This is a genomic window from Pyxidicoccus caerfyrddinensis, from assembly GCF_010894405.1.
Taxonomy (GTDB): domain Bacteria; phylum Myxococcota; class Myxococcia; order Myxococcales; family Myxococcaceae; genus Myxococcus; species Myxococcus caerfyrddinensis.
On the sequence record NZ_JAAIYA010000004.1, the window covers coordinates 289,759 to 302,176 of the forward strand.

Consider the following 12,418-nt stretch of genomic DNA (forward strand, 5'->3'; position numbering starts at 1 on the left):
ATGCCCCGCATGCCCGCCCCCCGCCGGCTGCCTTGCTGGCATGCCCTGGCCTCCTTCCTCCTGCTGACAACCGCGGGGTGTGCCTTCGTCACACCTCGTTTCCCGCAGAACATCCAGGCGTCGTTCGCTCGGGAGGAGATGCGCAAGCTCACCACGTCCTCGCTGGAGCTCTACTACCCCGCGTCGCTGAAGGGCCCGGCGCTGCGGATGGCGGCGAGGCTGGAGGGCTGCGTCCAGCGGCTGCGCGGCCAGGTCTGGAGCCGGACGGAGCGCGAGCGGGTGCTCGTCTACCTGACGAGCTCGGACTTCAACAACGCATACGTGGTGCCGGACTACGCGAGCACGCCCCAGCAGATGGTGGTGCCCGTGCACGTGACGCTGGAGCTGTTCCACCTCTTCAATCTGGGCGAGGTGGACATCGGCGACGTGGCCTGCCACGAGGCCGTGCACTACGTGCAGCTGCAGCAGACGGACGGCGTCTTGGGATTCCTCAACACGGTGACAGGGGGCCTGTTCCAGGCCAACTCGTTCACCGAGTCGTGGTTCCTGGAGGGGCTGGCCACGTACTACGAGGGCCGCTTCGGGAAGGACACGGGGCGCCCGCACAGCCCGGTGTGGCGCGGCTGGTTCGAGTCCGCGGCGCAGGCGCAAGGGGGCGATCTGGACCCGGGATATCTCTCTCCCGAGCACCGGGCGTTGGACCCGTTCGGTGGCAACTACCTCACCGGCATGCACTTCGTGGAGTACCTGGCCGCGAAGTACGGCGAGAAGAAGCTGTGGCAGTTGATTGATGAGCAGGGCGAGTCGCTGCTTCCTCCGCTGGCGGTGACACTGCGGTTCAAGCGCGTGTACGGGAGGGACATTGGCTCGCTGTTCAACGAGTACACGCAGGTGCTGCGCCAGGGATTGGCAGCGCGCGAGCGGCCGGCGTCGCAGCGGGTGTGGCTGAAGGACGCGGGCTACTTCTCACGGCTGGCGTCACATCCGGAGAGCGGTGCCACGGCATTGGTGAGCGTGGGGCGGGAGGAATACACACGGCTCACGGTGCGCGAGGCGGACGGAAGCGTGCGCTTCGAGCGACCGCTGGTGGAGTTGTTGCCGGGGCGCCGCTGGGTGCTGGGCAGCTCGTCGCTCGTGAGCGGCATGTCGTTCAGCCGGGATGGCGCGTGGCTGTACCTGGTGATGGCGGACCTGAACACGGAGAGTGGCTACACGGCGCGGCTGTGGCGGATGGACGCGCGCACGGGCGAGGTGGTGCGCACGTGGGACGGCGTGGAGGGCATGGGCGGAGACGTCACGCCGGATGGCACGGGCTATGTCTTCGTGAGCATCAGCGGCGGTGACACGGCCAACCTGGTGCGACTGGATTTGGAGTCGGGGCGGCGGGAGCCGCTCACGAAGTTCGAAGCGAGCGCGTCCATCGGGCCGCCGACGGTGTCTCCGGATGGGACGCGCATGGTGTTCCCCTTCGCGGGGAACGGCGGCTGGGACCTGGTGCTGCGCGAGGCGGATGGGAGCTTGCGCTGGCTGACGCACGACGGGCTCTTCAACTACTCGCCGCACTGGCTGGACGCGGAGCGCATCGTGTTCCTGCGCGAGCACGAGGGCCGGCTCCAGGCGCACGTGATGACGGTGGCCACGCGGCAGGTCACGCGCATCACGGATGCACCGCACCTGGTGATGGACGCGAGCCCCCTTGGGACGAACGAGGTGGCGTTCCTCAACCGGGACGGAACGAACTTCACCGTGGACCATGCACCGGTGGCGCCCGTGCCGGGCGGGGAGAGCGTAGCGACGCCGACTCAGCCAGAGAGCACGCCCCCCGCACCCGAAGTCCCGTCGCCCCCACCGGATGAAACTCCGCCAGCTCAGACTGAAGAATTCGCGGAGTTCCCATCACCATCGGCTGACGCCCCACCCACTCCCCCGCAGGCTGCTGACACGGCGACGCAGCCACCTCCGACCGAAGACCTCGCGGGCAGTCCAGGTGAACAGCCACAGGACGCGCCCCCTGCCCCGGCAGATGCACCCGTGTCCACGGAAGCACCCACCGCGCTCGCGGACCTGGACACGCCGGTGGTCTCCCCGCCCGACCCGGGCGTTGACCTGAACATCCTCTCCGACGAGCGCTACTCGACGCTGGAGGGCTTCTTCATCCCCGAGTTCCGCCTCCCGTACATCCTGCTGACGACGGACGAGGACGACACCGACAAGACCATCGTCAGCGGCGGACTGGCGTTGTCGGGGCAAGACCGGCTCGGCTTCCACGCGTACTCGCTGCTGCTGTCCGCGAGCACCGAGGAGGACGGGCCGAGCGTGACCCTCTCCTACGGCAACGCGCAGCTCGCACCGTGGTACGTGCTGGCCTCCGCCGCGCGCATCCGCGAGAACACGCGCACGGACCTGCAAGGCACGCTGTTCGGCACGCGCACGTTCTGGTCCACACCGGTGACGGTGGGCATCCTGGCCCTGCGGCGCGAGTACGACCGCACGGAGCGCTTCGATGGCCTCGTCACGAAGCTCATCGGCCCCGAGGTGTCGGTCTCGTACTTCGCGGGTGACTCCACCTCGTACGGCGGCACGCAGCGCGGGCTGGGGCTGTCAGCGGCGGGTGGCTTGTACCCGGGCGCGTTCTTCCGCGAGTCCACGCTGGGCGACATACGGCTGGGCGTGGACGGCTTCCTGGGCGGCCTGCCCTTCACGGGCAACGACAACCTCCAGCTCACCGCGGTGGCCCGCTTCCTTCCCGGCTCGCCCGTCGACTTGCTGGAGGTGGGAGGCATCAGCGCCGGAGAGGTCTGGTACAGCAGCCGCGGCTCGAAGGAGACGTCCCGCCTGCCCCTCGTGCTGCAGCCCGGAATCGCCTTCAGCGAGTACCTGCGCGGCTACGAGGACCTGACGACGCGAGCCCGCAGCGCGCTCATCGGCAGTGCCACCTACCGCTACCGAGTGCCCATCGACTACGGCTGGGCCTCCACGCTCTGGATTCTCCCGTCCCTCTTCGTGAGCGACTTCGAGGTGGAAGGCTTCGGCTCGCTGGCGCGCGTGGACAACCGGAACAACCTCGGCGCCGTCGGAGGCGCGGCCTCGCTGCGCCTCACCTTCGGGCAGGCCGTGCCCGTCACCCTCTTCTACCAGTACGCCTGGCGCTTCGAGCGAGGCCTGGGCGACCTGCACCTGTTCGGCGTCGGCCTCTAGCGACGCTTCCCCAGCCCGTACAACCCCCGCGCCCGCGCATACGCAATGGCACCCGCAGGCACGAGCTCCGTCGGCTCCTGCCCCCGCGCCAGCATGTCCCGCACCAGCGTGGAGGACACCTCCGCCAGCGGAGGCCCCACCGTCTCCGGCGCCGGATAGCCCGCGCGGTAGAGCACCAGCACGCGCGCCATCTCCCGGATGCGCCCGAAGTCCTTCCAGTTGGGCAAATCCCTGACGATGTCGCTGCCGATGATGAGCGACCACTCGACGTCCGGATAGCGCTTCACCAGCAGCGACAGCGTGTCCACCGTGCGCCCGGTGAGCCCAGGTTCGCGCTCAATCAACGTCGTCTTCAGCCAGCCAGACGTCTCCGCGCACAGGGCCTCGCACATGGCCACGCGGTGCTCGAAGGCCTCCATCTGCTTGCCAAAGGGATGCTGCCAGGTCGGCATCAACCACACCTCGTCCACGCCCTGCGTCGCGTGGACGTAGCCAGCCGCCATCAGGTGTCCCACGTGGGGCGGGTTGAACGAACCTCCGAGGAGCGCGACCTGCACGTCAGGGCCTCACGTCACTTGAGGGTCAGCTTCGAGGACTTCTTCTCCAGCACCAGCAACCGCGGCTCCACCACCACGTGCCCGTCCAACCGGAACGCGGAGAAGCCCAGGTCCTTGTCCACCTTCTCCAGCAGCGCGCACGTCTGCTCGGCCGCGCCCACCAGCCGGCCCGGGGTGATGAAGTAGCGCGGGCCGATCTGCACCACCTTCGGCTCGGACTCCTTCCCGTGGATGAACACCGCCGCGTTCTGCAGGTCATCACGCGTCAGGTCGTTCTTGTCGTGAACCACGCAGCAGAGCGTGTCACCCACCAGGTCCATCGCCTTGTTGTTGATGGACGGATCCCTGTACTGGAGCGACTCACGCTCCGGCACGCGCAGGAAGCGCTCCATCACGAGCCGCCGATCATCCTCCGAGGCCACGTCCGCCGGAGCCACCCCCCGCGCGGGCGTGCGCGGCAGTGCGTCCTGGCTACCCAGCCAGTTCGACACGTCCGCGAGGAAGTCCACGTCCGAGTACTCGCGCCCGCCGCGGGCCTTCTGCCGCCGCCAGAGCACCCACTCGTCCAGGTCCGTGTAGCGCGCCCCCGCGAAGATGAAGCGTCGCGCGCCCTTCGCGCGCAGCAATTCGTACGCCGCGTCGAAGGCCGCCAGGTCGCCGTGGCTGTCGGAGAAGACGCCAATCACGTGTGGAACACCCCACGATCAAGCGTACAGCAGGTAGGGCGCCCTTTGCTTCGCGAAGCCATCTGCCTGGGCGGAGAACCCCTCCATCAGCCGGTCCAGGGGCCACCCCGCCTCGATTCCCCGGCGCACCTGGTCCGTGCCGCACAGCAAGTCGAAGGCCGGCACGTCCTCGACGAACTCGTACGCGTCCGCCCGCCAGTCGAACTTCCCGGGCCCCAGGTCATGCAGCGCCTGGAAGATGGCGACGCCGGTGCGCAGCGGCAGGAAGGCCTGCCGGTCCGTCACGTGGATGAAGGCGCCGTTGCAGGACTCGCCCTTGTACTTGTCGAACGTGGGGGTGAAGCCCACCGCGCGGAACGCCACACCCGGCAGGTCCTCCTTCGCCAGCCGCGCCAGCAGCGAGTCCGTGTCCACCCATGGGGCGCCGAACTGCTCGAAGGGGCGGCAGGTGCCACGGCCCTCGGAGACGTTGGTGCCCTCGCCCAGGCACATGCCCGGGTACACCAGCGCGGTGTCCGGCGTGGGCATGTTCGGCGACGGGGAGATGAATGGCAGCCCCGTGTCGGACCAGAACTGCCCGCGGCGCCAGCCCTCGCACGGAATCACCGTCAGGTCACAGCCGAAGCCCTCCTGCACGTTGAAGAGCCGGGCCAATTCGCCCGCCGTCATGCCGTGGCGGTTGGGCAGCGCGTACAGCCCGACGAAGGAGCGGTAGCCCTCCCCCACCAGGTTGCCCTCCATGGCCGCGCCGTTGAGCGGGTTGGGCCTGTCCAACACGTAGAAGGGCACGCGCGCCTTCGCGGCGGCCTTCATCGCCAGGGCCATGGTGTAGACGTAGGTGTAGTAGCGGCTGCCCACGTCCTGGATGTCGAAGACGAGCGCGTCCAGCCCCTGCAGCCACTCCTGGCGGGGCGACAGCGACTCGAAGGTGGAGCCGTAGAGGCTGTGCACGGGCACGCCGGTGCGCCTGTCACGGGCCTCGCCCACGGCGACCATGTACTGCGCCTCGCCGCGGATGCCGTGCTCGGGGCCGAAGAGCGCGGCCAGCTTCACGCCGGCCGTGCCGGCCAACAGGTCCGCCAGGTGGCGGAAGCGCGAGTCCACGCTGGTGGGGTTGACGATGGCGCCCACGCGCTTGCCCTTCAGCGCGGAGAAGCCCTGCTCCACCCAGACATCCAGTCCCGTCTTCACCTTCGTCACGGTGTTCCCTTCCTTCGAGGCGGGCCTCGCGGGCCGGGCCTTCAATCCTTGTTGAAGCTCTTGAGGGCGTTCTGCGCGGCCTTCTTCGAGTCGCATTTGCCCATGCCGAGGATGCCGCCGCTGCCGTCGTCCGGCCCGCCGTCGTCCGCCAGGTCCTCCAGCTCGCCCACGGCGTCCTCCAGCTTGAGCTGCGCCACCGAATACGCCGCCGCCGAGCGCACGCCGCACTGCGGATGCTCCAGCAGGTCGATGATGCGGTCCTCCGCGGCGCCGTTGCCCGCCTTCACCGCGCGGCCGTACTCGCTGAGCGAGCCCGCCACGTTGCCCATCGCCTCTTCCAGCTGACCCTCGAGGTAGTAGCGCCGGCCCGCGTCCTTCTCCTCGCGGATGAGCCTCCGGGCCTCCTTCGCGAGCGCCCCCCGCTCCTGCTCGGGGGCATCCTCCACCGCGTTGATGGCCCGCTTCGCCGCGCCGCCGCCGAAGGCTACCACCGCCACGCCGGCCACCACCGCGAACAGGCCCAGGCCGACCAGCGCCTTGCGCCGCTCACCCGCCACCGTCCGCACCCGCGCACCCAACCCGGGAGGCAACGCAGCCACGAGCCGCGAGAACACCGACCCGCCCATGGTGCGCGCCTGCTGCCCCAGCACCGACGCCTGCTGGCCCAGCACCGTCGCGCCCGCCGCCGCACGCTGCCCGAGCACCGACGCCCCCGCGGCCGCGCGCTGGCCCAGCACCGACGCGCGCTGCCCCAGGTCCATCGTCGGCCCCAGCGAGGACTCCGGCACGCGCGACAGCGCCAGGTTGCCGAAGGGTGGCATCACCTCCGAACCCGGCGCGTCAGCGATGGTAGCGGCCGACGGCGCCTCCACCCGGTACGGCGCGCGGGGCACGTGGAAGACGCGAATCTTCCCGGGGATGCCCTTCAGCTCGAAGGCGCCCACCTCCTTCGAGGGCACCTCCGCCTTGTTCATCGCCAGGTAGACTGCCTCGGTGAAGTACACCTCGCCGGCCTCCGCGAGCCCCTCCACGCGGGCCGCGATGTTGACCGGCTCACCGAAGACGTCGTTGGACTCCAGCCGCACCTCGCCCACGTTGATGGCCACCCGCACGTGGAGCTGCTCGGGCTCAGCGACGTTGCGGTTGTGGTGCCAGAGCCGGTCCTGGATGGCGATGCCGCTGAGCACCGCCTGGGTGGGGGACTCGAACGTGACGAGAAAGGCGTCACCGATGGACTTGATGATGCGGCCACCGAACGCCTTGAAGAGGGGCGCCAGCAGGGCATTGTGGACCTGCAACAGGCGCTGGTTCTCCTCCAGCGTCTGCCGGCTGGTCCGCTCGGTGAAGCCCTTGATGTCGGTGAAGACGATGGCGAGGTTGGCGGTCTTCAAAGCCGGCGCAGTGTACGTGCCGACGCCCGGGGCGCAATCGCCATGACGCCGCGCATGCCCGGCTGCTGTCAGCGACGCGAAGGCTTCAGCTCACGCATGCGGCGCTTCTGTTGCGGCTCCATCGACTTGCGAACCTTCTGCGCCAGTTGGGGCCGCCCGGTCCGCTCGTAGAAGTCGGCCAGACGCCGGAGCACCAGGGGGCTGTCCGGCTGGAAGCTCCTCGCGGCCAACAGCTCGGTCTCCGCGTCCAGCGGGCGCTCCTGCTTCTCCAGCACCTCCGCCAGTTGGAGGCGCACCTGCACCCACTCCGGCTTCGCCCGGGCGAGGTACCGGTAGTGCAGCTCCGACTTGAGCCAGTCCCCCTGGGCCGCCCACAGCCCTCCGAGCCGGAAGCGGGCCTCCTCGTACGAGCCGCGGTAGCGCACAGCCTGCTCGTATGCCCGCACGGCTTGCATGCGGTCGCCCCGCTCCTCCCACAACAGGCCGCGCAAGTACCAGGCGCGGGGGTTATTCGGTGCGACGTCGGCAACGGCGTTCAGGTGGGCCTCGGCCTGCTCCAGCGCGCCGCCCATCTTCAACAGGAGCCGCGCCGCCTCCAGGCGGGGCAGCTCCCACGTGGGTCGGGCCCGGACCAGGGCCTCCACCGCGGCGAGCGCGCCCGCGTCGTCCCCGGCCGCTTCGAGGGCCAGGGCCTCCGGGAGCGAGGCGGGGGCCGGCGCGGACACCTGTGACGGGGTTGCCGTCAGGGTGGAAGGCTCCGCCGCGTCGGTTGCGCCCGCCAGCAGCGTCGCCATGAAGACCCACTTCATGGGCGGCAGATAGCAGAGCCGAGCCGGGCTCCTCAACAGATCCTCTTGACGGCCGAGCGGCCGCGCATGAAACCCATGACCGTGCAGATATCCCAAAGGACGCTCGAAGACCTCGGCTTCTCGGAAGTGCTCCGCGCGTTGGCCCAACGCTGTCGGACCGAGCCCGGAAGAGAACGCGTGCTCGCCCGCCCGTTCCTCGACACCCCCGAGCAGGTGGAGGAGGCGCTCGCGCTCGTCGCCGAGGCCCGCGCCCTCTCACACGAACAGTTCTCCATGCCCCTGGGCGGAGTGGTGGACATCCGCACCGCCATCGGCCACGCGGCCAAGGGCGGCCTGCTGGAGCCCCGCCAGCTCATCGACGCGGCCCAGCTCCTGTTCGCCTTCGTGCGCACCCGTGAGGCGCTGGACGAGCGGAAGGAGCGCGTCCCCAAGCTGATGGACATCGCGCGCCGGCTGCCGATGCTGGAGTCCATGGCCCGGCGCATCGACCAGTGCTTCGAGCCCGACGGTGAGATTTCCGACCGTGCCAGCCCCGAGCTGCGCGAGGCCCGCGACAGGGCCCGCGGTCTCCACCGGAGAATCAAGTCGCGCCTGGACGAGCTGCTCCACGACGAGAGCTTCCTGCCCAAGCTGCGCGAGAACTACTACACCATCCGCAACGGGCGTTACGTGGTGCCGGTGGTGTCCAACTACCGCTCCGAGGTGGACGGCATCGTCCACAACGCCAGCCAGACGGGCCAGACGCTCTTCATGGAGCCGCAGGCCATGGTGGGCCTGGGCAACGACCTGGCCATCGCCCAGTCGGTGGTGACGGAAGAGGAGCGGCGGGTGCTCCAGGAGCTGAGTGACTTGCTCGGCCGGGAGTCGGTCCGCATCCTGGAAGGCCTGGCGGCGGTGGCGGAGCTGGACGAAGTGGAGGCCGTGGCCATCCTCTCCGCGGACCTGGACGCCACCATGCCCACCTTCGCTGGGGTGACGGAGCTGGAGCTGCGCATGCTGCGGCACCCACGCCTGGTGCTCCGGGGCACGGACGTGGTGGCCAACGACGTGACGCTCATCGGCGAGGCCCGGGCCCTGGTGGTCTCCGGCCCCAACGCGGGTGGCAAGACGGTGACGCTGACGGGCGTGGGCCTGTGCACGCTGATGCTCCGCGCCGGCCTGCCCATTCCGGTGGCGGAAGGCTCGCGGATGCCGCTGTACCGCTCCGTGCACTCCACCGTGGGCGACGCGCAGGACCTGTCCCAGGGCCTGTCCTCGTTCAGCGCGCACGTGACGATGTTGCGCGACATCATCGCCGCGGCCAGCGAGGGCTCGGTGGTGATGATTGACGAAATCGCCGCGGACACCGACCCGCGCGAAGGCGCGGCCATCGCCATCGCCGTGCTGGAGGAGCTGATGGCGAAGGGCGTGGTGGTGCTCGTCACCACGCACCTGGAGGAGCTGAAGGCGCTGGCGCACATGGACCCGCGCTTCCTCAACGCCCGCGTAGGCTTCGACTCGAAGCGGATGTCGCCCACGTACCGCCTGCAGATTGGCGCGTCGGGCCAGTCCTCGGCGATTGAAATGGCGGCCCGGGTGGGCCTGCCCCAGAAGGTGTGCGAGCGCGCGCGGGAGCTGTCGCTGAATGCCGGCGGTCCCCTGTCCAAGGCGCTGGCGGCGGCCGAGGAGGAGCGCCGCAAGCTCCACGAGGAGCTCGAGCGGGCGCGCGTGGCGGCGAAGGAGGCGGAGGCGCTCCGCGAGGACCTGGAGAAGCAGAAGACGCAGTTCGAGCGCGAGCGCCGCGCGCGGATGATGCAGTTCAACGAGGACGTCCACGCCGCGAGCGAGCACGCCGCCGCCGAGGTGAAGGACCTGCTGGTGAAGCTGCGTGCCGAGCAGAACGAGAAGGCGCTGTCGGAGGCCCGGCTGCAGCTCCAGCAGCGGGCGGACGAGGCGCAGAAGCGCGCGCTGACGGCGAAGGCGGAGCTGTTCCAGGTGGAAGCGCCCGGACCGGCGACGCTCAAGGTGGGCGCGTGGGTGCACCACTCGGGGCTCGCCCGGGACGTGGAAATCATCGAGCTGACGGACTCGCACGCGTTGGTGTCCGCGGGCGGCGCGCTGAAGATGCGGGTGCCCACGTCGGAGCTGTCCGGCTCGCGCACGCGCAAGCCCCAGCAGGCGAAGTTCCCCGAGCGGCAGAAGCAGGACGCGGCACTGAAGCGCGCGGCCTCGGCGGCGCCCGCGCAGGTGGAGGCGACGAACTTCCGCTGCGACGTGCGCGGCATGCGCTCGGACGACGCGCTGAAGGAGCTGGAGGCGTTCCTGGACGGGGGGCTGCGCAGTGGCGAGGAGGCCGCGCTCATCATCCACGGCCACGGCACGGGCGCGCTGAAGCAGGCCATCCGTGACTATCTCTCCGCGTCTCCGTACATCCGCATGTTCCGCCCCGGAGAGGCCCACGAGGGCGGCGACGGCGTGACGGTGGTGTCGCTGCGGGCGTAGCTCGCGAAGCCCGTGAGGGCCAGGAGTACACCGGGGCCGGAAGCCGCTGCTGGGTGCGCGGCCTCCGGCCCCGGTGGTTTCTGGACCTTGGAAGCGGATTGGGGCATTCGAGAAGGCATGCGAGCCTGTCCGTGCTGCCTGGAGCCGCTGACGTCCGGCCTCCTGGGCCTCGGGGGCCGCCGCCTCGCGGGGAAGTGCGAGGTCTGCGGCGACGCCGTGTGCCAGACCTGCGTGAGCACGCAGCTGCTGGAAGCGGGCGCCTTCCGCAAGCGCGTGGGTGTGCCCGGCCACGAGAGCAGGAAGGTCCGGGGGCGGGTGTGCCGCTCCTGCCTGTGGGAAGTCGTGACGGACCGGGGCGACACGCCGCTCTTCCCCGCCCCACCCGGGCAGCGCCAGCGAGCGGCCCGCGCCGCGCGCGAGTCCTGTACCCACGCGGATGTGAAGCCATGGATGGGCTTCTGTCCCGGCTGCGGTGACGAGGTCCCCTGGAAGGCCGAGCCCGGCAGCCCGGTCTGTGACGCGTGCGGAGCGCCGTCCCACCGCCACTTCAATTGCTGCTGGGCCTGTGGCGAGTCCTTCGAGGAGGACAACGTTCCCCAGCCCGTCACGAGGGGCTTCAGGCTCGAGTTCGACTGCGACTCCGACGCGTGCGCGGGGAAGCTGGCCTGGCTCATGCCCTTCTGTCCCTGGTGTGGCGAGGCGAAGCACTGGCAACACGCGGACAGCGACCTGGAGTGTGCCGGGTGCGAGAGCAGCCTCGACCGGGCATGGGCCTTCTGCGTGCGCTGCGGCGAGGAGGCGCCGCTGCCAGACGATTGTCCCCGATGCGGCCAGGGACTGGAGGAGGCCCAGTCCGCCGCCCGCTGCGAGGGGTGCCGGAACATCGTGTGCGGAGACTGCTTCGATACGCGCGTCGTCCCGCTGCAGGCCGGGGGGCAGCAGGAGAAGCTGCTGTGCTCCACCTGTGGCGTGGGCTTCGCTCCACCCGCTGACAGCGAGGAGCCTCCGGCCGAAGCGAGCGAGGAGGAGCAGGCCGACGAGGAGGAGCAGGAAGCCGCGGAGGACGAGACGCAGCCCGACGAAGCGCCGCAGGACGAGGACGAGCAGGAGGACCCCGAGGAGCCGGAGGAACCCGTCGCCCCCAGGGCGCCGCCACCGCCGTCACCGTGGGAGGTGCTCGGAGTCGCTCCGAATTCGCCACTGCCGGAAGTGAGGCGCGCCTACCTCGCGCTGGTCGCTCAGTACCACCCCGACAAGGTCGCGCAGCTCGGACCCAAGCTGCAGGCGCTGGCGCAGGAGGAAACGCGCCGCATCATCGAAGCGTGGGAGCGGGTCCGTAAGCAGTCGTCGTAGGCCAACTGACTGACGCAGCACCGTCCCCACCCTGCCCCTTCCTGCGGCAGGATGCGGCCCCGTGATTACCCACGTCGTCTTCGACTTTGACGGAACGCTGGCGGACTCGAAGGACGTCGTCATCCGGCTGTACAACGAGCTCGCCGAGAAGCACCACTACGGGAAGCTGACCGCCGACAACCTGGAGGAGCTGCGGCGGCTCTCCATGCTGGAGCGGTGCCGCCGGCTGAAGGTGCCTCCATACCGCCTGCCCTGGCTGGTGGTGCAGGTGGGCCGCGCCCTGCGGAGCGCCATGCACTCGATTGAGTTCCACGAGGGCATCCCCGAGCTGCTGAAGGACCTGAGGAGCCGCGGGCTCCACGTCCTCATCCTGTCCAGCAACCGCGAGGAGAACATCCGGGCCTTCCTGCGGCACCACGCCGCCGAGGACCTGGTGGAGGGCATCCACTGCAGCAGCAACGTCTTCGGCAAGGCCCGACTGATGCGGGCGATGATGAAGCGGACCGGGCTCCAGCGGGAGCAGCTCGTCTACGTGGGCGACGAGCTGCGTGACATCGCGGCGTGCCGGGAGGTCGGTGTGAAGGTCATCGCCGTGCGCTGGGGCGCCGACGCCCTGGAGGTGCTGCGACAGGCCGGGCCGGACGCCATCGCCGAGCACCCGAGCGACATCGCCGGGTACGTGAGCCGCTGGTCCGCCCCGGCCCGCTGAAGCCCGGTCAGGAAGATTTTTCGCGGACGCCGTT

The 12,418-nt window shown here is 70.0% G+C and carries 9 protein-coding genes; 4 read left to right on the forward strand and 5 right to left on the reverse strand.

All coding sequences use genetic code 11. The annotated features are described in order from the left end of the window. Positions 1 to 3,198, forward strand: coding sequence for a TolB-like translocation protein (locus G4D86_RS11600; RefSeq protein WP_163992704.1), 3,198 nt, complete (start codon positions 1 to 3; stop codon positions 3,196 to 3,198). On the opposite strand, the gene nadD is transcribed toward G4D86_RS11600, so the two are convergent. The 5 genes from nadD to G4D86_RS11625 all read right to left on the reverse strand — a co-directional run bounded on the left by nadD (position 3,195) and on the right by G4D86_RS11625 (position 7,841). Then, positions 3,195 to 3,755, reverse strand: a complete 561-nt coding sequence (gene nadD, locus G4D86_RS11605; protein WP_163992706.1) for a nicotinate (nicotinamide) nucleotide adenylyltransferase — start codon at positions 3,753 to 3,755, stop codon at positions 3,195 to 3,197. The genes G4D86_RS11600 and nadD overlap by 4 nt on opposite strands. A 14-nt stretch (positions 3,756 to 3,769) precedes the next feature. Continuing rightward, positions 3,770 to 4,441, reverse strand: coding sequence for a hypothetical protein (locus G4D86_RS11610; protein WP_163992708.1), 672 nt, complete (start codon positions 4,439 to 4,441; stop codon positions 3,770 to 3,772). 18 nt (positions 4,442 to 4,459) lie between these two features. After that, positions 4,460 to 5,641, reverse strand: a complete 1,182-nt coding sequence (locus G4D86_RS11615; protein ID WP_163992710.1) for an exo-beta-N-acetylmuramidase NamZ family protein — start codon at positions 5,639 to 5,641, stop codon at positions 4,460 to 4,462. A 41-nt stretch (positions 5,642 to 5,682) separates the two neighbouring features. After that, positions 5,683 to 7,032, reverse strand: a complete 1,350-nt coding sequence (locus tag G4D86_RS11620; RefSeq protein ID WP_163992712.1) for an adenylate/guanylate cyclase domain-containing protein — start codon at positions 7,030 to 7,032, stop codon at positions 5,683 to 5,685. 68 nt (positions 7,033 to 7,100) lie between these two features. Next, entirely contained in the window at positions 7,101 to 7,841 is a 741-nt protein-coding gene (locus tag G4D86_RS11625; protein WP_163993225.1) for a tetratricopeptide repeat protein, read from the reverse strand. A 75-nt stretch (positions 7,842 to 7,916) separates the two neighbouring features. On the opposite strand from G4D86_RS11625, the gene G4D86_RS11630 reads away from it, so the two are divergent. From G4D86_RS11630 to G4D86_RS11640, 3 genes are all read left to right on the forward strand, one after another. Next, positions 7,917 to 10,322 (forward strand): endonuclease MutS2, encoded by a 2,406-nt coding sequence (locus G4D86_RS11630; RefSeq protein WP_163993227.1) that lies wholly within the window; start codon positions 7,917 to 7,919, stop codon positions 10,320 to 10,322. Positions 10,323 to 10,439: 117 nt separating this feature from the next. After that, positions 10,440 to 11,675, forward strand: a complete 1,236-nt coding sequence (locus G4D86_RS11635; protein ID WP_163992714.1) for a J domain-containing protein — start codon at positions 10,440 to 10,442, stop codon at positions 11,673 to 11,675. Between the two features lie 61 nt (positions 11,676 to 11,736). Next, the gene (locus tag G4D86_RS11640) at positions 11,737 to 12,384 is read left to right on the forward strand and encodes an HAD hydrolase-like protein (protein ID WP_163992715.1); all 648 of its coding nucleotides are present in this window, start codon (positions 11,737 to 11,739) and stop codon (positions 12,382 to 12,384) included. Positions 12,385 to 12,418: the final 34 nt, after the last annotated feature.

Excerpts from the sequence above, each read along its gene's own strand:
- G4D86_RS11635 (WP_163992714.1), top strand. The coding sequence starts at position 10,440 with ATGCGAGCCTGTCCGTGCTGCCTGGAGCCGCTGACGTCCGGCCTCCTG.
- G4D86_RS11625 (WP_163993225.1), bottom strand. The coding sequence starts at position 7,841 with ATGAAGTGGGTCTTCATGGCGACGCTGCTGGCGGGCGCAACCGACGCG.
- G4D86_RS11600 (WP_163992704.1), top strand. The coding sequence starts at position 1 with ATGCCCCGCATGCCCGCCCCCCGCCGGCTGCCTTGCTGGCATGCCCTG.
- G4D86_RS11630 (WP_163993227.1), top strand. The coding sequence starts at position 7,917 with ATGACCGTGCAGATATCCCAAAGGACGCTCGAAGACCTCGGCTTCTCG.